The organism is Pseudanabaena sp. CCNP1317, assembly GCF_034931345.1.
GTDB lineage: Bacteria > Cyanobacteriota > Cyanobacteriia > Pseudanabaenales > Pseudanabaenaceae > Pseudanabaena > Pseudanabaena galeata.
The window spans coordinates 16998-38931 of the sequence record NZ_JAYGIF010000159.1 but is presented as its reverse complement, the minus strand read 5'-3'; the positions used below and the strand labels follow the sequence as shown (position 1 = coordinate 38931).

Below are 21934 nucleotides of genomic sequence, written 5' to 3'. Positions count from 1 at the left end.
AGTAGTTTTTTCTTCTCGTCTTCTGAAAATTCGATTGTAATCATGAATTAATTTTGGCGGCAGTATTAAATTCTTTAGCCGATTATCCCATTTTCTCAAAGCTCAAGTTCTGACCGTCTAAAGTATAGTAAAAGCAGTGATAATCGTTGGGTGCATCGTCCGAAAATTGATTGGGAAAAAGCCGAACTACGCAAAAAACAAGGCACTGAACAATATGCAATCTTCACTGCCATGAAGAAGATGATTTCCATTCGCAAAGAAATCTCAGCCTTTGCCGATTTTAATAATCGTGAATTGCTCCACTTAGACAATGAACATTTGCTCGGTTTTATTCGTTTCGATCATCAGCGTCCATCCGAGAAAGTGCTAGTAGTTGCCAATTTTGATGTAAATCCGCAATATTTAGACTTGTCAGCCTTAAGTAATAAGGGTTTTAGTGCCTATAGCCGATTTATCGATTTATATACTGGTAAAAAGCCATCTCAACATGATGAACGCATTGTTCTTCATGGCTATCAGTTCTGTTGGTTGACAGAAACATAACATCAAAACGATGGCGATCGCCTCTCAAAAAATCAACCAGCGATCGCCTATCCATAGAAGAAGATGATGATTACTATTGGTTTTGGATTGGTTTACATGACGAATACGAGGGATTAATTGACGAAAGTTGATTTTGAGAGCGGCGATCGCTGTTTGATTTTGCTGTTTTTTTTGTGAATATGAAACTATCGTACTTACAGCAATTGCTGATCAAACGAGCCACAAGAAAAGAAATTGAAAGCGTTGCAAAGCAACGCTTTCAATTTCTTCTCTTGGTTTGGGTTTGAGCGCAAAGCGCTGTAGAAATATCGTTTTTTCTTTAACAACTTAAAGACAGAGCATGAGTATCAACCCAGAAAGTTAGTATGAGCTTGGTATAAATTTACTCATAGATAGGCGGTTGAATGCGATTAAGCTTAATCTTAGCGTAATATTAAGCTCGGAGCGATTAAATCCCAATTATGAATGCTAGTCAAGCTGAACCAACCGTTCGCCAAATTTCAAATCAACTTATTCTTGAAGCCCGTGACATTGTGGCAGGATATGTTGATGGAGTAGACATCTTACAGGGTGCTAATTTGTCGGTCTATGAAGGCGAACTTGTGACTGTGATAGGCTCTAATGGTGCTGGGAAATCGACTTTAGCAAAAACTATATTTGGGCTAGTGCCAGTACGCTCAGGGGAAATCTTATTTGGCGATCGCAATCTGATCGGACTAAAGCCCGAACAAATTGTGCGTCATGGGATCAGTTATGTGCCACAAATTGCAAATGTATTTCCGTCGTTGAGCATTTCCGATAATCTCGATATGGGAGCCTATACCCGTGAAGGAAACATTACGACAGTTAAAAACAAGATTTACGAAACTTTCCCCGTACTTGCTAAACGCCGTAATCAAAGGGCTGGGACACTTTCGGGTGGTGAGCGGCAAATGCTTGCGATGGGACGAGCGATGATGTTAGAGCCGAAGTTATTGATCCTAGATGAACCTTCGGCAGCACTATCACCAATATTGGTTCAGGATATTTTTAATTTAATTCAGCAGATTAATCAAACGGGAACATCAATAATTTTGGTGGAGCAGAATGCACGTAAGGCTCTAGCGATCGCTGATCGTGGTTATGTAATGCATTTGGGCAAAGATGAGTTTACGGGTAAGGGTACAGATTTACTGAACGATCCTGAAGTTGCCGAGTTGTATCTGGGGATGGGGCATTTTGGAAAGTAAACCCTGCGATGAAATCTGGAATACATTGCGATCGCCTAACTAGTCGATACACTATTAAGTTAAGGCTTTTTTGTAGAGGGATTTCATGGCAGTCGTAGAGGTAAAGCTTTCATTTGAAGAACTAATCAAAACACAGACATATTTGCAAAAGTTAGGGCTATATGACGGTGAAGTGGATGGCATCTATGGCAGATTATCGGAGGCGGCTTTTGTGCAGTTTGCCAATGCCCTGAGCATCGATACGATTTTAGATGCTAATTCCCGCTTAATTACCAATGAACTCTTGCAGATACCTGCGGCAGTAAGGCATTTGCTTAAGATTATTGGCGATGGCGATCGCCTATTTCCCAAATTTACCAACGCTCAGCGCATTTTTGTAAATATGGGGCAAGCAGACTCTAACTATCTAGGATTTCTTGATCGGGGGATCAATGGCTGTATTGCAGGTTCTAAAAAAGGTTTGCCCAACCGTAACTTCGCGCCATCTCCATTGTTAAGCCATATCCCCGCCTATCCTGATCGCCTTGCCAGTTTGCCTGACGGGGTAAATGTTGTTTCCTATGGGGATGTTGCCATGTTGGCTGGTACTCAGGTGCGCGTGCGCTTTCGTCCATATCCTGCGCTTGGGGTAATTCCCAATATTGAGAATATTGGCTTAGAGTTTCTCCATAGCAGCATCCAAGAAGCTTGTATTTGTATCGGTAGCATTGTCAATGGACAAATGCTATCGCGTTGGATCGGGCGCAATCCGTTACGCAATGTGCAGTTTTGGAGTTCTACCAAAATTGTGCCATTGCTTTACACCATCTGTACTGCTAATCAAGTACAACCAAATCAAGCGATCGCCAACTGTGCGATCGCCGATGCTCAAGGCAAAAAAACACCACGTACCTTTGGGGAAATGGCGCAGCGCATTTGTGCGTATGAGGAGTCCAATGGCTTGACCTCCAATGGATTGTCAGCAATGTTTAAGCAATTTACGACACCCCTAGGTTTACAGGATTGGTTCAAAAAAATCACAGGTAATCAAAAGCTCTCTTTTCAGGGACGTTATGGTGAAGTTCCACACATTGAACAGCCGATTTTGCGAGATCCCACGGGTAAAAATATAATTAGTGGCGTAAGAGAGCAACATCGTGGCGACAACTTGATTTCCGCCTATGACTTGACACGCATTGTCTCTCAAATTGCATGGCATCGTCATCTTGCTCCTACCAATCGCCTGCCAGCCGCCCAATGGCATAGTCTCAGTACTTTAATTGGTTCAATGGGGCAAGATACAGCTAGATATGTTGATGCGGCGATCGTGTCTTTGGGATTGTCATATTTTATTGACAATCCCGTGGTGATCTCCAAAATGGGCTTTGGATACAGCGATCAACGTAAACAAACAGAACTGACCTATACCGCTTGTATCCAGTTTGTCGATCGCCTTGCCAATTCCCAAGATTTGCCTTTACCGAAGTTGCGATCGGTTAATATGACTTTACGCGCTGTCCTCAATCTTCAAGATCCTGTGCGTGAAGCTTTAGAAATTGATGCGAGAATGGCTGCTACAGTTGCCGATATTTTGCGTAGGATTGTAACAGAAGAGCTAATCTAAAAAATTTATACCAAAGCATAAAATGGCTACGCCATTTTATGCTTTAAAACCCTTACTGGGTTTGGTTTTTAATTCACAAAAGTGTCGTCACACTTTTGTGAATTGGTATTTAATACGGCGATAAAAATCTTTGAGTTCGTAGGCAATGCGGAATTAAAATATACAATGCAAAAACAACGTGCTTTATCTGCTGTCGGCTTGTGGTGGCGATGGGTACTGGCAACCCTAGTCGGTGCAGTGATCGGCAATATATTTGGGATCGCTGCTTGTTTGGCGGGAGTTTATTACCTCAGCGATCGCCTGATGGATCTTCGCGTTTGCGATACAGGCTTTGGGAGTCTCAACTGTCCTGTGTCAATAGGTATCGTCAGTGGTGCGATCTTCGTTGGTGCATTTGTGAGCTTGATGCAATATCTAGTCCTACGCCGATTTTTTAAATCTCCTGTATGGTGGATTTTAGTAAGTACCTTTGGTTGGACTTGGATTGGTTTTGCAGCCACAAGTTTAGCTTTTACCGCCCAATTTGGATTTGTGATCAATCCTGACGGTTCATTTACAGCCAGTAATATTGTTGATCGCATCCCGCTATTAGCAGTTAATTCTCTATGGCTGGTTTTAGCAGGAACCTTCCTCGGTATTTTGCAATGGCTAGTCCTTTGGAACGGTCGAAATCCTAAATTTCCTGATCCTAAATTCTTAAAGGGGCGATCGCTTCTATGGATTGTGGTTAATGTGGTTTTAGTAACATGTATGTCAGTCGCGCTCATCACCACTTTTCGCGGTCAAGGTAATCTCTACGGAATCTTCCTATTCTTCTTAGGATTTACTCCTTTTTATGCCACGATTACGGGGGCAACCCTTGTCAAAATGCATCTACACAAATTACCAAAAGTCAATGAAAAAGTGGATGCTAATTATCCATTACCTTCAAGTGAAGGAATTAAGGAACCAGATTTTTGATGGCGCGGCTAATCCGCGCCATCAAAAATCTGGTTCGGCACAAATGGCTATATCGAACACACGTTAAAATAGGGAATTAATGTCGAATTTACCGTCTGAAGTTACCAAACTGCGATCGCAACTCACCGAAGCAACTTCGATCAACCTTGTCGATAATATCCAATTTTGTCTGGTCTCCACTAGCTTTACCAGTGAAGTAGTGTTGACTAGCTATGTCTGTGATGGTCTGGGCAAAGATGTTGTTAGCAAAGACGATCAAGATTCTCCTATTTTGCTGTTGCATGGTTTTGACAGTTCTCTATTAGAGTTTCGCCGACTACTTCCAAAACTGGCAACTTCACGACAAACTTGGGCGATGGATTTATTTGGATTCGGTTTAACTGAGCGTCTTGTGAATAGTCAAGTTAGCCCCGCACTAATCAAGGAGCATCTTTACTATTTCTGGAAAACGGCGATCGCTAAACCAATTATTCTTGTCGGTGCATCAATGGGCGGTGCAGCAGCGATCGACTTTACGCTTACCTATCCCGATGTGGTGAAAAAGTTGATTTTGATCGGCAGTGCAGGGATGCGAAAGGGAACGGCGGCTGGTAAATTTCTTGTGCCACCGTTAGATCGGATGGCAACGGATTTTTTACGTAGTCCCAAAGTCCGCCGTGAAGTTAGTCTCAAGGCTTATGCTGATCCCCGTTTTGTGACAACCGATGCTGAGGTTTGTGCATCGTTACATTTAGCCATGCCCCGTTGGAGTGAATCCCTAATTTCATTTACCAAAAGCGGTGGCTATGGCTCCTTTGCTGATCAATTAAAGTATTTGTCAACGGAAACTCTAATTCTCTGGGGCGATCGCGATCGCATTCTCGGCACAAAAGATGCTGCTAAGTTCCAATCAATTATTCCCAATAACAAGCTCGTTTGGATTGAAAATAGTGGGCATGTGCCGCATCTGGAACAGCCTGAAATCACAGCCCAACAGATTCTTAAGTTTATCTAAGAGATCCCCCTCAATCCCCCTTAAACAGGGGGAAGAATTTAATTCTCCCCCCTGTTTAAGGGTGGCTGGGGGGGGATCTGGACAATTATTAATCTCAACTACTTAACTCGTATGTACATCATCGCTATTGTTCTTTCGGGTGGTAAAAGCTCAAGGATGGGGAAGGATAAAGCTTTATTAGAGGTTAATGGCGAAACTCTGTTATCAAAAACCTGTCGAACGGCTCTACAAGTTTCTGATGATGTTTATGTAGTGACGCGAAGTCAAGATCAATATCACAAAGCGATCGCCACAGATTTATCGCAATTGTCAGTGGTATTGGATCAGCAACTTGATGGCGCATTAGTTGGCTTTTGGCAGGGGCTTCAGGCGATCGCTAGTCCTGTTGATTGGATTTTATTACTTGCCTGTGATTTGCCAAATCTGCAAGGTGAGCTTCTCCAAAGTTGGGCTGGTCAGTTAGAGAATTTACCTGAAACGGCGATCGCCTATTTACCGCGTTATGTAGATGAGCATTCACGCAAGCAATGGGAGCCGCTATGTGGCTTCTACCGTTGGTCTTGTCAAGATTCTCTCAGGGAATTTATCAGTAATGGTGGGCGATCGTTTCAGAAATGGTTAACTAATCAAGAAGTTGCTGAGATTGTAAACGTCCCTTTTGAGATGCTATTTAACTGCAATACTCCAGATGATTTTCGCTCTATAAAGTAAAGGCGCACCCAAAGGGTGAACCTTTACTTTTATGTGCTGATGTTACGTGGAAAGAATTCCTTCGATGGCGGAAGTCTAGGGCTGGCACGGGGGCACAGCCCCTACAAAATCAGCAATTTACAGGTAGGGGCAATCCCCCCGTGGTTGCCCTGCTTCGCTAGCAGTAAGAGATTTATCATCTGCGTTCCACGTAACATTCAGTTATGTAATTACTGTCGGGCGATCGCGTCCTGTTAAAGTCTTGATCTGCGCGATTTGATCGGCAATTTCAATCAACTCTTTTAGAGCCTCTTGAGTATCAAGATTGTGTTTCGCAATATTGGGTTCGTAACTCTCAACATAGAGTCTGAGAGTTGCGCCTTCAGTGCCAGTACCAGACAGACGGAATACTATGCGCGAATCATCGGTGAAGCCAATCCTTACACCTTGCTTGCTGCTGATACTGCCATCGACGGGATCGGTGTAGCTGAAGTCATCACAGAAGGCAACTTCATAATTGCCAAACTTTTGACTCGGTAAATCAGCAAATTTTGCGCGGAGATTATTGATTAGGGTGTTGGCGCGATCGCTGTCTACGCCTTCATAATCATGGCGTGAATAGAAATTGCGTCCATAAAGCTGCCAATGTTCCTTAACGATCGCCTCGACCGATTGCTGACGCGCTGCCAAAACATTGAGCCAGAATAGTACTGCCCAAAGTCCATCCTTTTCGCGGACATGATTGGAGCCAGTACCAAAGCTTTCTTCGCCGCAGAGGGTTGCTTTACCAGCATCCAACAAATTACCGAAGAATTTCCAGCCCGTAGGCGTTTCGTAGCATTCGATTCCTAAACGGGCGGCTACGCGATCGGGAGCTTGGCTGGTGGGCATAGAACGGGCAATACCTGCCAGACCACCTTTATAGGCTGGGACATGGTGAGCATTGGCGGCGAGAATTGCTAAGCTATCGCTAGGGGTAACAAAGAATTTGCATCCTAAGATCATATTGCGATCGCCATCGCCATCGGAAGCTGCACCGAAGTCAGGAGCATTTTCACCATAAAGTACTTCGACGAGATCATGGGCATAGACCAAGTTCGGATCTGGATGTCCACCACCGAAGTCTTCGAGGGGTACACAACATTGCAAAGCACTCGCAGGTGCGCCAAGGCGATTAACCAAAATTTCTTGGGCATAGGGGCCAGTTACTGCGTGCATACCATCGAAGCACATCCGAAAATTTGGTGATGCGAGTAATAGTTTGATGCGATCAAAATCAAATAACTCACCCATTAGTTCCGCATAGTCAGCAACGGAGTCGATCACAGCGATCGTGGTATCACCTAATTGAGATTCACCGATTTGGTCAAGATTGAGGTCATCAGCTTCCAGAATCTTATATTCAGTGATGCTCTTAGTAATGTTGTAGATTGCATCGGTGATTTTCTCAGGTGCGGGACCACCGTTACCTGTGTTGTATTTGATCCCAAAGTCGCCATCTTTGCCTGCGGGGTTATGGCTTGCCGAGAGGATGATGCCACCAAAGGCGTTGTATTTACGAATTATGCAGGAAGCCGCAGGTGTCGATAAGATGCCGCCACGTCCAACTAAAATTTTGCCAAAGCCATTTGCCGCAGCCATTTTCAGGATTACTTGGATCGCGTGGCGGTTGTAATAGCGTCCGTCGCCGCCGACAACAAGGGTTTGTCCTTGGAATCCTTCGAGGCTATCAAAGATTGATTGAACGAAGTTTTCGAGATAGTTAGGGGTTTGAAAAACGGTAACTTTTTTTCTAAGCCCTGAAGTGCCGGGCTTTTGGTCAGAAAAAGGGGAGGTGGTAACGACTTTGATGCTCATTAAAATTGCTGGCTAAAAATGCTCTGAATAAATGCTCTAACAGCAATTTCCGATCAAACGAACCACAATAATTTTTTGAAAGTGTTGCTTTGCAACACTTTCAAAAAATTATTGGTTCGGGTTTGAGCGCAAAGCGCTGTAAATACTGAAACGCCCATACCTTTAGGCTTGTTTTCATTTTACGAGTCATTGGTCAGTCAAGCAAAAAAAAGAGTAGGTGCAAAGCACCTACTCTTTTTTTTGCTTCTCTCTCTGAAAAATTCTACTCAAAAACTCACAATGCAGGGACAAATTGTTTGAAGGGGCTTACAAGAAAATAAGATACCAATCCAGATTTTCCAGAATCAGTGGGGCGGCGGAGCCGCCCCACTGATTCTGGTTTTATATTTGGTATTTTATTAAGTCGCAAATCCCTAAAAGCACAGAGGGCTTAGCATTTGCGGATCAGGATTTTTGTGAGGAGTTTGAGAATTGTGGCGCAAATGCTAAGCCCCTACGATTTTGTTGCGATAAATCATTGGAGGAGTCGAATAAATCGTGACGTTAACGTTAAAGGATTAAGCAGCAACGCCTGAAGCGATCGCACTTTGATCGACTACATTGGTGACATCGATTAATTCCGACTCAAAACTGACTTGGGCGCGATTAGTTTTACCGCCGACGTAGAGGCGATCGCCAACTTGCAACGCCCATACCTGTGAGTGACTGACATAGCTCATGATTACGCCTAGCATTAATAAGCCAAATCCTGCATAAACAATCGGAATTCCAGGGTCAGCTTTGATTTGTAACCCAGTACTACCGATCGCCTCTTTTAAGGTAAAGGTCACACCGTTAACTTCAGCGCTTTGATTGGTTCGTACCGTAGTTAGGAGATTTCCCTTCTCGTCATAGATCAGAAAAGTACCTTGTAAATCGGGCGTAATTAATGTAATTCCAGCACTCAAATCAGGCTTGGTCGGAATCCATGTTCCCCACACTTGACGACCGCCATTTTGCGATTCTAATTTACTTACAGGCAATTGCAAAATCGGGCTATTGTTGAAGGTAAATCTGATCGCGTGAATATCCCAGTTCGCCTGATAGAAGCTGACACCTTTGTATTTAAGCGGTTTATTCACATGAATAGTTTCGCGATCAACTTCCTTACCATCACGATCAAGAACAGATAAATCCGAATAAAACTGATCGATACTTCCCTTGGGTGTGTAATCAATCCAAAAGCGATTGACTCTCACTGACCAATCTTTGGGAACTTGATTGGCTGACCATGCACCCGCCTCCGTGATGTTTTTAACCTGAAAGGTCTCTCCACTAGGAACCATTTCCTGCGCGATAAAACCAGTCAGCGATCCCCAAATTGAACCAATTAAGACCAACAACATGCTGGCATGAACCACAATTGGTCCAATTCTACCAATTAGCCCTTTACGAGCATAAAGGCGATCGTCAGCTTGATAAACCTTATAGTTTTTACTTTGTAGAGACTGCGCCAAATCATTCAAATTACCACCAATGATTTCTGTCGCAAGGGGAAGTTTTACAAAGCTTTGGGGCTTGGTGTAGTAAAACCAACGTTTGGAAGCTTTGAGAATTGGCAATTGACGGTTGAAGGTGCAAGCAGTGAGGCTTGTCCCAAATAAGATTAATAAAGCCAGAAACCACCAGCTACCATAGACATGCTCCAATCCGATCGCCAAAATTACTTTATACGACAAAAATCCAAATAGGGCTGGATGTTCAGGATAGTTTTCGCGATAAAAATCGATGGTTTGTCCCTGCTCGATCACTGTGCCGAGGATGCTAAATACAGCGATCGCTAATAATAGGGCTATCGCCACTTTGAGGTTAGCCAGAAGCGCCACCACCTGATGTCGCCAAATTTGGTTTGCTTGGAATCGGATTTTTTGAAACACGTCACATCTATAGTTACAGTTAGCTTTGATCTTAGCTTAACGTCAGTTCGACGAAAGCGGAAAATGGTAAGAATCGCTAAGCGATTCTTACCATTTTCCGCCATTTGCGGCGTGCAAAGCACGCCGCAAATGGCTATATTGAACTCACGTTAGCTTGGGTTGCCAGAAACTAGATCTGACCTTGGGATACAGTGGTACGGCTAAATTTACGCTAAAGTTAAGCCAATATTACAGAGATTTTTAGGAACATACGCATGTCACAGGGCAAAGAAACTACAGTTTTAGTATTGTCATTGCTAGTCACAGCAGGAATTGCAGGAGGTGGGTATTGGTTCTTTTCGCAACCAAAATCAGCAGTAGTATCTCCTACCGCTTCGACTGAAACATCCCCACAAGCAACCATAGGAACAACAACTCCTACACCGACAACGAGTTTGAACCTTGATACATCTTTGCCCAATCCTACTATTTTGGCGATCGATGGCAGTACGGCGATGGTGGCTTTGGTCAAGGATTTGCGTAATGCTTATAGTCAAGTTAATCCCAACATCCCATCTACCTATGGGATTCCCGATGGCAATCCAACGGGATCAAATCAGGGATTAAAAAATTTAATCGATGGTAATGTGGCGATCGCCGCAACTTCTCGTCCTCTCAAAGCTGCCGAAGCCCAAGCAGGAATCCAATTAGTACCGATCGCGAAAGATGCGATCGCCGTATTCGTTGGTATTAATAATCCATTTAAAGGAAATTTAACCAAAGATCAAGTACGCGATATCTATCAGGGAAAAATCACTAATTGGTCGCAAGTTGGAGGCGCAAACCAACCAATTAGAGTGATCAATCGTGGCATCACAAGCGGAACTAGAGAAGCTTTTCAAGATATTGTATTACTTGGTCAAAACTTCTCACCAGATAGCCCTAACTTCATTACATGGAAACAAGATGAAACGACAGCAATCTTGCGGGATATTGGCGATAACGGCATTAGTTATGCCACTGTCTCACAGGTAGAAAAGCAAGAAATCGCCAGAATTGTGGCGATCGATGGGGTTCTGCCTACGGATGTTAATGCTGTCAAAGCTGGGCAATATCCAATTAGTCGGAATTTGTTTTTAGGGGTTAAGAAGACCACCAGCCCTGCATCTAAACAGTTTATTGAGTTTGCGCTTTCTCCCCAAGGGCAGCAAATTATCCAAAGATTAGGATTTATTTCTGTGCAGTAGTTACTAAGTAGCTAGGCATAATTAACTGATGTTACGTGGAACTCTGAGAATGGGGCTTGGAGACCAAGCCTCTACAACCAATATAGAGGGATTTGGTCTCCAAATCCTCTTTTAACGTCAGTTCGACGAAAGCGAAAAATGGTAAGAATCGCTAAACGATTCTTACCATTTTTCGCCATTTGCGGCGTGCTTCGCACGCCGCAAACGACTATATCAAACTCACGTTCTTTTAAGATGATATAGAAACAGTATGGCGATCTTTGTTCTACGTAACATCAGTAATTAATTACAAACCAAAACCCATAAAGTTACGCTCCTGCGGGGCGTAACTTTATGGGTTTTGGTAATTTTTTGCCCAAGTACTTGTAGTTCGCTTGATCGGTAATTTCTGAAATAAGAGCCAGTGAGAAGTGCTACATATTACAGACAAGCTTGATGCTTTAAATCAGCTATATTTACTAGCCTTTAGCTATACAAAGATATAGGGAACCAAAATCAACTTAACTAAGTCTAGAATGCCTAGATCTGCCAAGCCTGTTAATTTTAACTTAACAGAAAAGTGGGCAAACTTTAATTTTTTGGAGAAAAACATGAACCCAAAATTACTAATGAGCCTATTTTTAGGTGTCAAGGCTTCTTTGTTTCTACCGATCGCTGCCTTTGCAGTAATTCCCGAATCTATTGCTTATCAATCACCTCGCTCCCCATCAATCCAAGTTGAAGTGGTAGACGTAAATCAAAGCTCAAAACCAACTTTAGTCGCCGATCGCAATAGTGATGACAGGCGCAACAACGATAACCGCCGTAATAATGATAAGCGTCGTAACAATGACCGCGATCATGATCAAGTTAAAGATCATGATAATCGGAGAACCTCTGGCAATACTCATCATCGTGTGATCAGAAGTATACCTGTGCAGGTAATACCTATTCGCGTCATCCAGATCAGGCGTTAAGCAGCTAAAAGGCTATACAGCAATTTGCGCTGACTTGAAACCTAGAAGCATTTTGAAAGCGGCGCTTAGCGCCGCTTTCAAAATGCTTCTGTAATTACTCAGCAGTTTTCAATTATTAAGATATGCTCAAAGATCTTCTTGCTCCCTACGCAGTGGAACAATTTTTAAGCCAAGATTGGACTCGTCAAGCTGTGCATATTCCAGCCAGCGATCGCCACAAATTCGCTCATCTCTTTTCTTGGCATACCCTTAATCATTTGCTTAACTTTCATCAATTAGATGAATCAAAACTACATTTTTCCTTAGATGGGCATTCATTATCTAAGAGTGATCGCCGCAATTGGCATGACCATTTGCAACAGGGGGCAACTTTAGTGATTAATGGAGTTGATGAGCGCGTTCCAGAATTAGCAGATTTAGCCAGAAATCTATGCCATGAAATTGGGCATCGCGTCCAGATTAACCTGTATTGTTCTCCTGCTCAGCAGCGTGGGTTTAGCTGCCATTACGATACCCATGATGTATTAATCCTCCAAATTGATGGGGATAAAGAATGGTTTATTTTTCCTGAAACAGTAAGTTTTCCCACATCCGAGACGCGATCGCCTGATCATCTTCCTCCAGACCAGCCTCCTTATCTGCAATGTGTTTTAGAGCAAGGAGATCTGCTATATATTCCACGCGGACATTGGCATTATGCCATATCAGGTGATCGTCCTTCACTCCATTTAACAGTTGGAATTGATTGTTTTACGGGGATAGATTGGCTTAAGTGGCTACAGTTAGAGTTACAAGAACAAGCGGAATGGCGACAGAACTTACCTTTGAGCATTAACGGCAATTATCAAGATTTAGAACAGCATTTAAAAGTACAACAGCAACGTTTAATCGATTACTTACAACAGCCCGATCTCATCCAAAAATATCTGCTTAATTGCCAAAATGAAACTCAGCCAATTACACCTTTTGCTTTGCCTACACAGTTAGGATTCAATATTTTTGATCATGGTTTAGAGGCTGAGTTTGTCTTACTGCCAGCACAACGTATAGAAATCGCCATCTTTGAGGAAAATCATTATCAAGTTACGGTTGGTTCTAAGCAAATAACCATCAAAGGCTTGTCTCTCAATCTACTTGAAAAGCTATTTCAACAGTCTAGTTTTAGTGTTTTGGATATGGCTGATTGGGAACCTAATTTGGACTTAGATGCAGATGTAGTTCCCTTACTAACCCGCCTAGTAACAGAAGGTATTTTGTTTGTCAAAGATTAGCGTAAGTTCTGATTTACTTCTTTTACCAAGCATTTACCAAAATGACTGAGAAACATTAATAAACCGTCACGATTACTAGATGGTTGAATTGCTAATTCTAAAGCCTTGTACATCAACCTTGCATGATGGGGAAAATGATGTGCAAATCTTTCATAGCAAGGATAAAGATCGCGAGTAAAGGCATTTTCTTTTTGCATTACCAACTCAAATCCAGTACGAACAATGCGTTTATTAATCCACCGACATTTCTGTTTAACAATGGATTCCAAATGGGTGCTATTTGCAGGAATTTGACGCAACATGATTTGAGTTTCGGCAAGATCTTCTTCAAGGTGGAAAGCGTGACTAACCAAATCAAGATTCGGTTTAAACTGTGGAAACTGCGATCGCAAATCTTCGCCATAAATACATAAACCCTGTGTTTGTAAAACAGTTTGCCAATGGGATTTTGGCTGTTGCATTTCACTGTAACTGATTGGGATAATCTCGACCTTCTGACAAAAGGGATAAGGCTTTTCTAGCTGAATCTCAATATCAGTGATTTTTGCTATGAGTTCAGGGGAGGTTTCTCCTTGAATAATCACAATACTATCTAAATCGGAAACATTTAAAATAGCCTGTCCACGCGGTACGGAACCTCGTAAATTAATGCTATGCAAGCGATCGCCTAATGTTTCTATACAGATACTTCTTAATGCTTCAACTAGATTTAACCAAGGCAATTGAATTGAATCCCAATTACATTCATTAATTAGATACCCTTCGGGATCTGTTCGCATTAAATGCCCTATTTTCTGAATTGGATTGATACTACTGTTCATGTAACTCACATTCTGCTTTCAAAAGAAGGTAAAAATAATTTTGTCTCTTTTCTTGTTTATCATTGCTTCATCAAGACCATCACCCGATTGACAGCATCTTGGACAAAGACTTTGAGAAACTCATCACGGCGATTTAGTTGGAACTGACGCTGCACCACTTCCGCGATACCACCATCACCCCAATCGCGATCGCGACTGAAATATTCGATAAAACTCTTGCCAGCAATGCGGGTGAGATAGGCAGCCGTCACTGATTGAATCGTCGCCTTGAGAACTAGTCCTACGACCGTTACGGAAATGACTGTGGTAATGATTTGGACTACGCCTTTAACGATACCGAGACTAACTAGAGTGCGGGTGAGCGAATTTGCCAATTCTTTACCGCGATCAATATTGATTTCGCAACCATAGACCTTTCCAATTTCCACCACCATTTGTGCGTTAATTGCGGCTGTAGCGAGGAGATCGACCACTGGTAAAGGCGTTGCAAAAACTACCCCAACTACTAACCATTGGAACTTCTCAACTACTTTTTCGGCTTCTGCTTGTTGTTGTTGAGAGAGCGCTTCACGAGTTGCTTCCGTTAGCCTTTGTGATCGCAATAGCACATTATCAGCCACCAGCTCATCGCCTTCATAGCTGAGAATATCGAGCATACGAGCCAGCAAAGGTTGAATTTTGGGCTTAGGCGTAACGACTTCACCAGAGTCGATGGTAATTGCGGCAGGATTGGCAGCGATCGCTACCACATCTTCGGGCGCGATCAAGTCTAATACCCGCGATCGCAAACTAGTCTGAATGATTTCGCGATCGCTTTTAGTGAGGCGATCAATTTTATTGAAAGCAAGCACAATTCGTTTGCCGATTTCCGTAAGCGCTTTGAGAACTTCATATTCTGAGCGTCGTAAGTCATCATCGACCACAAATACAATCAAGTCTGCTTCTGTGGCGATTTTTCGTGCTTCCTGTTCGCGATCGCTACCCAAGGCACTCGCTTCTAAAATCCCTGGACAATCAGTAATTTGCACAGGTACATCTAGATTGGGGAACTTCACAGGTATATAGACTTTCCCCAGTTGTGTAGTTCCCATAGTTGCGCCTACTTCACCTCTAACCTCAGGATCTTGAAGTGCTAAATCGAGCAATCCATTCACTAAGGAAGTCTTACCTGCGGAGCCAACTCCAAACACTACCACACGCAATTCTTGACGAATGAAATTCTTTTTGAGTTGTTCTGTTTGCTCAGCAAGCGATCGCCGCATTACCTCATCTTGGATCTGCTCAACTTGACGCTCTAGAGCTTCGAGACTATCTTGAGCAGCTTCAATTTTGTCGGTGGGAACTTCAGGGATTGGTCGGGGTGCAGATGGTTCTGCTTGAAACAGATTAAGATATCGCCAAAGCACAAAAAACAATCCTGCCAATGCTCCCATCACTAACAGCACTACGAAGCCGCCTAAGATTGGCGATGAAGTGGAGACAAGTTGGTAGATTTGAATAATGCGATCTAGTAAGGGAACGACAAACGAAATTACTAGACCAAAGCAGCCTAAAACAAGTAGCGATCGCAACCAAGGAAATTTTCTTTTCATTGGCTTAGGACTGAGGTTTTACAGAGGATTTTGCAGGGTGAGACTTCCTCCACCACCTGAGGATGATTTTCTCTGATTCCACCCACAAAACCAACAACATACTGAATCCAAAGCATAAGCCCAACTCTGAAGCCGAAAGAGCATCTGTCCCGAAAAATTGTCGTAGGCTTGGCACGTAGAGCAGTGCAAGTTGCAGGATCGTGGTAAAAATCACGGAAAATAATAGATAGGGATTGGAAATAGGATTTAACTCAATGATCAGTTTGGAATCAGAACGACAGGCGAGGGCATGACCCATCTGAGCAATACAGAGAGTGGTAAATGTAATTGTTTTCCAATGCTCTTGCCATGAGGGATTACCAGAGTTGTAGACAAGTTCCATTAAGGAAATAGTTTGCAAACCAAAGACAACACCAATTCGCAGGATATACCAACCTAATCCCCTTGCAAAAATATTCTCTTGGGGGTTAAAAGGCGGTCTTTGCATTACATCAGCTTCCGATGGCTCCACAGCTAAAGCTAATGCGGGTACGCCATCCGTAACTAAATTCATCCATAGGATTTGTAAAGGGGTGAGTGGAACTGCATTAACGCCGAGAAATGGAGTGGAGGCGATCGCTATCACTTCACCGACATTACTACCAAGAATATATTTAATAAAGCGGCGGATATTCGCGTAAACCGTGCGTCCTTCCTCAGTTGCCGCCACAATCGTCGCGTAGTTATCATCCAGCAGAATCATGTCACTAGCTTCTTTAGAAACATCTGTTCCCGTAATTCCCATGGCAATGCCGATATTCGCCTGTTTGAGTGCAGGGGCATCATTCACACCATCCCCAGTCATCGCCACCACTTCACCACATCGCTGTAATGCTTGGACGATTCTTAGTTTATGCTCAGGGGAAACTCTGGCATAGACAGCAGTTTGTCGAGAGAGAGTCGTGAGTTCATCATCGGTCATCAACTCAATTTCTTGTCCAGTTAAAACGCGATCGCTATCGGGATAAAAAATATTTAAGTCAAGAGCGATCGCTTTGGCGGTAAGTTGATGATCGCCTGTAATCATCGTCGTGTGAATCCCCGCTTGGCGACTGGTTCGCACAGCCATCACCGCTTCAACCCTGAGCGCGTCCCGAATCCCAATTATTCCTAACCAAACGAGATTATTTTCTATATTGGCGAGTTCTTCCTCTGTCGGTAATTTTTCCAAGGGCAAATAGGCAAATCCTAATACCCGCATTCCCTTTGAAGCAAGGAGAGTGTTTTGGATGTTAATCGCTGTTTTATAGGAAGTTGTAATGACACCAATTTGCTTATCGATTTGAATGCGATCGCAGCGACTTAAAACTAACTCTGGTGAACCTTTGCAAAATAGAAAGTAAGGTGTATTCGGCAACAGTGCCGCGATCGCTCGTAGGGCTTCGGGTGTATCTTCGGCATTCATACTGTTAATGGTAGCGATCGCGCTCATCATTTTCCGCTCAGATGTAAAGGGAATCTCCGCAACTCTTGAGAAATAATGCGTAAAGTGCGACTGCCAAAGATTAGCTTTTCCTGCCAAAGTTAATAACGCGCCTTCGGTAGGATCGCCGATTATTTTCCACTGTGAACTATTTGTAGCAATGGGCAAGGGGCTTAAGCCCCTTGTTCTGCTGATCTCATTGGTAGTTTTGCTTTGGAGATAGGAGTCATTGCAAATTACACCTGACGCTAGTAAAAGCTGTAATTCTGCACATTGATAAATGCTGAGATCGCTAGCCAGCATGTCTCCTGCGAGTCGGGAAAGCGAAAATTCGCCAATTGGTTCATAGCCAGTTCCATTGATTTGGGCAGCATAATTTGTAGTAAAAATATTTTCGGCTACCATTTTATTTTGGGTCAGCGTTCCTGTTTTATCGGAACAAATCATGGTCACCGAACCAAGGGTTTCCACCGCAGGCAATTTCCGAATCAGTGCATTACGGCGCACCATTCTCTGAGTTCCAAGGGCTAGAGTTACTGTAATTACCGCAGGCAAACCTTCAGGAACTGCGGCAACCGCCATGCTTAAGGATGTATTGAGCAACTTCACAAAGTCACCATTGCGCCATAGCCCTATGCTAATTACGATCGCTACTAGCACCAAAGAGGCAACTACCAAAGCCTTAGAAAGTTCGGTCATGCGTCTTTGTAAGGGAGTTTCTTCCAATTCCACATCTTGCAGGAGATTGGCAATCTTGCCTAATTCCGTTTGCATTCCTATCGATGTGACCAGCATCATCCCGCGTCCTTGCAATACCTCAGTCCCCTGAAAGAGCATATTGCGGCGATCACCCAAGGATTCGTCTTCATGAAATACTTGATCGGCAAATTTATTTATACCTTGCGATTCTCCCGTCAGCGCCCCTTCTCTGACTTTCAGCTTGATCGCCTCTAATAAGCGTCCATCTGCCGCAACTTGCATCCCTGCATCCACAAACACAATATCCCCTACTACCAGTTCTGCTGAGAGGATTTCCGTAACTTTCCCTTCGCGAAGGACTCTCACATTGGGAGCCGCCATCCGTTTTAAAGCAGCAAGTGCTTCCTCGGCGCGACTTTCTTGGACATAGCCCAAAATGCCATTGAGAATAACGATCGCCGCGATCGCTACCGCATCTTTGGGAAAATTACCCACCCGCAAATCTAATCCTGCTGAAACTACCGCCACACCCATCAGCATCAGCAACATGATGTTGGTGAACTGATCGACAAAAATACTTAGCTTGGAGCGTCCCGCTTTGCCAGTTAACTCATTACGCCCATAGATAGCTTGGCGATCGCTTACTTGCCAAGACTCTAGCCCCAACTCTGGATTTGTATCCAAAGCCGCGATCGCCTCATCAATCGTTAAAGTGTGCCAAACTTGCTTAGTTGTTGTATTTGTTGCCATTGGGGTTGTCAACGATCTAGGTTCTACAGACTCTGCTTAAGCCTATCAGAGTCTATGCTATCGCTAAACTAGGTAGAATGTTATGGTAAGAAATAGCAATACAACCTTACATTCGTTATTCAGAGATAGTTGTCGTGGTTAATGACCTTACAAACTCCCAACGAGATCGGCAGAATATTCTAAATAATCGCTATGCGCTAGAAAAAGTAGAAGAGCATTTAGCTCTCGGCGGGTTTGTTTATGACGATACTGTAGTATTTACGAAGCAGCAGCTAGTCGCCCTATTTGAGATCAGTGAAAGCACTATCGAAAGATATATTGCTAGTCATACAGAAGAACTTAAAGCTAACGGCTATAAAGTTTTACGCGGGCAAGTACTTAGAGATTTCCTAAACACTATCGGTGGTATCTTCACTGATGAAGGTAGCAAAATAACAGTTTTAGGCATATTTACATTTCGAGCTTTACTTAATCTCGCCATGCTTTTAACGGAGAGCGATCGCGCCAGAATGATCCGTTCACGCATCCTCGATATTGTAATTGAGGTGGTTGCTGAGCGATCAGGAGGGCACACTAAATACATTAATCAACGAGACTGTGATTACCTACCTTCAACATATCAAGAATTTAATTATCGTAAAGTCTTTACCAATGCTTTAGATAACTATTTAGATATGGGAAAAGGCAAATTTGGGATCTATACCAATAAAATCTATCAACTAGTTTTCAAAGAAAATGCTCAAGAATATAGGCAAATTCTTGATTTAAAGAGCAAGGACAATATACGCGATACTCTTTATGCTGAAGTATTAAAGGCGATTGCTAGTGTGGAAAATGGTCTAGCAGAGGAGATGAAAAGTAAATCAGAGCAATTAGGGCGAAAACTCCAGTATGTTGAACTAGATCAGCTTATGGAAGTTGCGGCAAGTAATCCTTATCTGAAGCCAATTATCGAAGATGCTCGCGTAAAAATGGCAAGCCGAGATCTAAGTTTTAGAGATGCCCTTCATAAAAAGTTAGAGGCTTACATTCAAACAGTCCCAGAAACTGATTTTGAAAAATTCTTAGGCGAAGCCAGTAAATCTTTAGAAGAACAACTAGCTGATCCAGAGATTTTGGCTGTGTTTAAACGTCTCAAGGATCGGTAATCAATGAGTAAGAAATTTTTTTATTTTGATATTCATTACGCTGTTGTATTGCATGATTGGATCATTAATAATTCGGGAGGGCTTGCTGGGATAAATAACTTGGGCTTACTAGAAGCTCCACTTGCACATATTCAAAATGATGATTACTATCCAGAACTTGAAGATAAGTTGACTCACTTGGTATTTTCTGTAAATAAATCCCATGCTTTTATGGATGGGAATAAACGCTCAAGCATTGAACTAGGATGCTATTTTTTAAAAATCAATGGCTACGACTATGTTGTGAAAAAATTTGTATTGGAAATGGAAAATATTGCTGTTTGGGTAGCAGAAGGATTAATCAGTAAAAATCTATTGGAAGAGATCGTTAAATCATTAATCTATGAAGATGATTATAGCGAATCGCTTAAGCTCAAAATCTTTCTTGCAGTGCAGCCAAGAACTTAAGCTCGATTTAAGGTTAAAGTAAAGCTTGAAACTTTATTTCACTTAAATTTTTTTAATCCTGCTGAGCTATGTCCTACGATACTCCTCGCATTGCCAAAGTCCACCGCAAAACTGGCGAAACCGATGTCACTGTGGCGTTAAATCTTGATGGCACTGGTCAAGGCAATATCAATACTGGTATTCCCTTTCTCGATCACATGCTGCATCAAATTTGTTCCCACGGATTGATTGATTTGGATGTGCAAGCAACAGGTGATTTACACATTGATGATCATCACACCAATGAGGATGTGGGGATTGTGTTAGGGCAAGCTCTGGGGCAAGCATTAGGCGATCGCAAGGGGATTGCGAGATTTGGGCATTTTGTTGCGCCACTAGATGAATCTTTGGTACAGGTAGCCCTCGACTTTTCGGGTCGCCCCTATTTGGTATATGGCTTAGTGATTCCCAATCAACGAGTGGGAACCTATGACACAGAACTAATCCGTGAGTTTTTTCAAGCTGTGGTTAATCACGCGCAAATGACACTGCATGTGCGCCCCTTAGAAAGCGGCAATTCCCATCACATTATCGAGGCTGCTTTCAAGGCTTTTGCTCGTGCTTTACGCATGGCAGTAGAAGTCGATCCGCGTCGCGCCAGTATGATTCCTAGCTCAAAGGGTGTTTTATAGCCCTAAAACTCCAAGATGAGATAACGGTCTAATTAGGACATAAAACCCAAATAATGTGAGGCGGCGCTTCGCGCCGCCTCACATTATTTGGGTTTTGACTTGTCCTGATACAGGTAGCTATAGCTATACTAAGGTTTTGAGACTAAGGTTTTGAGACTAAGCTCCCATACCAGAATATTGCTGGATTCCCTTACGCCATAGCCAACGATTGACTACAAAAAAGATGACCATCCATCCTGCCATTACCCCAATTCCTTGCCAAACAGCGATCGCCTTTCCCACCAAAAGCGCCGCAGGAAAATACACCATATAAGGGAAGGGAGTCCACATCACAATATCGCGCATAAGCAGTGGAAATACATCCAAAGGCGCAATAATGCCTGATAGAAATATATAGGCTAAAAACCAGAGTTGCTCGATCGCACTCGCACGCTCAGTCCAAAATGATAAAAGTCCAAAGGTATATTGGATCAGGAATCTCAACAGGAAGGCGATCGTGACAATAAATATGGCGAGTAATCCTGTTGTCCATGAAGGAATCCAAAAAGATTGTGGATAGAGCACAAAAAATAGAGCAATCAGCACTACTAGCATCGGCAGTCTGGCAAAACGTTCTGCGATGTGATTCATCAAGTGATGCCAAAATGGGTCGATTGGTTGTAATAAACGATGGGAAAGCTGTCCTGAAAGCAGTTCCCTCTCAAAGTCCCAAATCACCCAAACAATATTGAATTGACGTACTACAAACACGGCTAAGAAGTAACGAATAAACTCTAAAGCTGTGAAGCCAAAGCTTCCAGTTTCTGATGCCTTTAGCCATGCTCCCATTAAAATAAATGGTAAAGAATTGGATAATAACCAGATGAAAAGTTCAGCCCGATATTCGAGCATATAGGCGTAGTAGGTGGCAAATAAAGTCGTCGTAACGCGCAATATATATCTAAGCTGCATAGGTCAGTTCAACTGTTAAGATAAATATCCTAACCCGTAATACTACAACTCAAAAATTCCTACAGCGCTTTGCGCTGAATTAAAACCCAGAGATATTTTTGATCATCGGCGTTTCGTGTCACTTTTAAAAATATTTCTGTAAGTAACT

19 protein-coding genes are annotated in these 21934 nt (G+C 42.9%); 13 read left to right on the top strand and 6 right to left on the bottom strand.

The window, feature by feature from the left end:
- Positions 1 to 150 precede the first annotated feature (150 nt).
- The 7 genes from VB775_RS25095 (at position 151) to VB775_RS25065 (ending at position 6040) form a co-directional block, all read left to right on the top strand.
- Positions 151 to 543, top strand: coding sequence for an alpha-glucosidase C-terminal domain-containing protein (locus VB775_RS25095; protein WP_323217069.1), 393 nt, complete (start codon positions 151 to 153; stop codon positions 541 to 543).
- Positions 525 to 674 carry a hypothetical protein gene (locus tag VB775_RS25090; RefSeq protein WP_281008258.1) on the top strand — a complete coding sequence of 50 codons (150 nt, stop codon included), beginning with the start codon at positions 525 to 527 and terminating at the stop codon, positions 672 to 674. The genes VB775_RS25095 and VB775_RS25090 overlap by 19 nt, the downstream gene beginning before the upstream one ends.
- Positions 675 to 1004: 330 nt before the next feature.
- Entirely contained in the window at positions 1005 to 1772 is a 768-nt protein-coding gene (locus VB775_RS25085; RefSeq protein WP_281008257.1) for an ABC transporter ATP-binding protein, read from the top strand.
- An 85-nt stretch (positions 1773 to 1857) separates the two neighbouring features.
- Positions 1858 to 3375 (top strand): peptidoglycan-binding domain-containing protein, encoded by a 1518-nt coding sequence (locus VB775_RS25080; protein WP_281008256.1) that lies wholly within the window; start codon positions 1858 to 1860, stop codon positions 3373 to 3375.
- Positions 3376 to 3540: 165 nt separating this feature from the next.
- Positions 3541 to 4335, top strand: coding sequence for a hypothetical protein (locus VB775_RS25075; RefSeq protein WP_281008255.1), 795 nt, complete (start codon positions 3541 to 3543; stop codon positions 4333 to 4335).
- Between the two features lie 79 nt (positions 4336 to 4414).
- Positions 4415 to 5329 (top strand): alpha/beta fold hydrolase, encoded by a 915-nt coding sequence (locus VB775_RS25070; RefSeq protein ID WP_281008254.1) that lies wholly within the window; start codon positions 4415 to 4417, stop codon positions 5327 to 5329.
- A 111-nt stretch (positions 5330 to 5440) separates the two neighbouring features.
- On the top strand, positions 5441 to 6040 hold the full coding sequence (locus VB775_RS25065) for a molybdenum cofactor guanylyltransferase (RefSeq protein ID WP_281008253.1): 600 nt from the start codon (positions 5441 to 5443) through the stop codon (positions 6038 to 6040).
- Positions 6041 to 6241: 201 nt separating this feature from the next.
- Here VB775_RS25065 and VB775_RS25060 read toward each other — a convergent pair whose 3' ends face one another.
- Entirely contained in the window at positions 6242 to 7876 is a 1635-nt protein-coding gene (locus tag VB775_RS25060; RefSeq protein WP_281008252.1) for an alpha-D-glucose phosphate-specific phosphoglucomutase, read from the bottom strand.
- A gap of 557 nt (positions 7877 to 8433) precedes the next feature.
- Entirely contained in the window at positions 8434 to 9792 is a 1359-nt protein-coding gene (locus VB775_RS25055; RefSeq protein WP_281008251.1) for a cytochrome c biogenesis protein, read from the bottom strand.
- Positions 9793 to 10046: 254 nt separating this feature from the next.
- On the opposite strand from VB775_RS25055, the gene VB775_RS25050 reads away from it, so the two are divergent.
- From VB775_RS25050 to VB775_RS25040, 3 genes are all read left to right on the top strand, one after another.
- Positions 10047 to 11018, top strand: a complete 972-nt coding sequence (locus VB775_RS25050) for a phosphate ABC transporter substrate-binding protein (RefSeq protein WP_281008250.1) — start codon at positions 10047 to 10049, stop codon at positions 11016 to 11018.
- 590 nt (positions 11019 to 11608) lie between these two features.
- Positions 11609 to 11974, top strand: a complete 366-nt coding sequence (locus VB775_RS25045) for a hypothetical protein (protein WP_281008249.1) — start codon at positions 11609 to 11611, stop codon at positions 11972 to 11974.
- Between the two features lie 122 nt (positions 11975 to 12096).
- The gene (locus tag VB775_RS25040) at positions 12097 to 13245 is read left to right on the top strand and encodes a cupin domain-containing protein (RefSeq protein WP_281008248.1); all 1149 of its coding nucleotides are present in this window, start codon (positions 12097 to 12099) and stop codon (positions 13243 to 13245) included.
- Here the strand turns inward: VB775_RS25040 and VB775_RS25035 are convergent.
- The 3 genes from VB775_RS25035 to VB775_RS25025 are packed head-to-tail and all read right to left on the bottom strand — an operon-like array spanning position 13242 to position 18569.
- A complete protein-coding gene (locus VB775_RS25035; RefSeq protein ID WP_281008247.1) occupies positions 13242 to 14066 on the bottom strand; it encodes a hypothetical protein in 825 nt (274 codons plus the stop codon). The genes VB775_RS25040 and VB775_RS25035 overlap by 4 nt on opposite strands.
- Before the next feature lie 59 nt (positions 14067 to 14125).
- Entirely contained in the window at positions 14126 to 15658 is a 1533-nt protein-coding gene (locus tag VB775_RS25030) for a YcjF family protein (protein ID WP_281008246.1), read from the bottom strand.
- 4 nt (positions 15659 to 15662) lie between these two features.
- The gene (locus VB775_RS25025; protein WP_281008245.1) at positions 15663 to 18569 is read right to left on the bottom strand and encodes a cation-translocating P-type ATPase; all 2907 of its coding nucleotides are present in this window, start codon (positions 18567 to 18569) and stop codon (positions 15663 to 15665) included.
- A gap of 134 nt (positions 18570 to 18703) precedes the next feature.
- Here VB775_RS25025 and VB775_RS25020 point away from each other — a divergent pair, with 134 nt between their 5' ends.
- The 3 genes from VB775_RS25020 to hisB all read left to right on the top strand — a co-directional run bounded on the left by VB775_RS25020 (position 18704) and on the right by hisB (position 20835).
- A complete protein-coding gene (locus VB775_RS25020; RefSeq protein ID WP_281008244.1) occupies positions 18704 to 19717 on the top strand; it encodes a DNA-binding protein in 1014 nt (337 codons plus the stop codon).
- Positions 19718 to 19720: 3 nt separating this feature from the next.
- Positions 19721 to 20164 (top strand): type II toxin-antitoxin system death-on-curing family toxin, encoded by a 444-nt coding sequence (locus tag VB775_RS25015; protein ID WP_281008243.1) that lies wholly within the window; start codon positions 19721 to 19723, stop codon positions 20162 to 20164.
- Between the two features lie 68 nt (positions 20165 to 20232).
- Positions 20233 to 20835 (top strand): imidazoleglycerol-phosphate dehydratase HisB, encoded by a 603-nt coding sequence (gene hisB / locus VB775_RS25010; protein ID WP_281008242.1) that lies wholly within the window; start codon positions 20233 to 20235, stop codon positions 20833 to 20835.
- A gap of 156 nt (positions 20836 to 20991) precedes the next feature.
- Here the strand turns inward: hisB and VB775_RS25005 are convergent, their stop codons facing one another.
- Positions 20992 to 21786 carry an ABC transporter permease gene (locus VB775_RS25005; protein WP_281008241.1) on the bottom strand — a complete coding sequence of 265 codons (795 nt, stop codon included), beginning with the start codon at positions 21784 to 21786 and terminating at the stop codon, positions 20992 to 20994.
- Positions 21787 to 21934 lie beyond the last annotated feature (148 nt).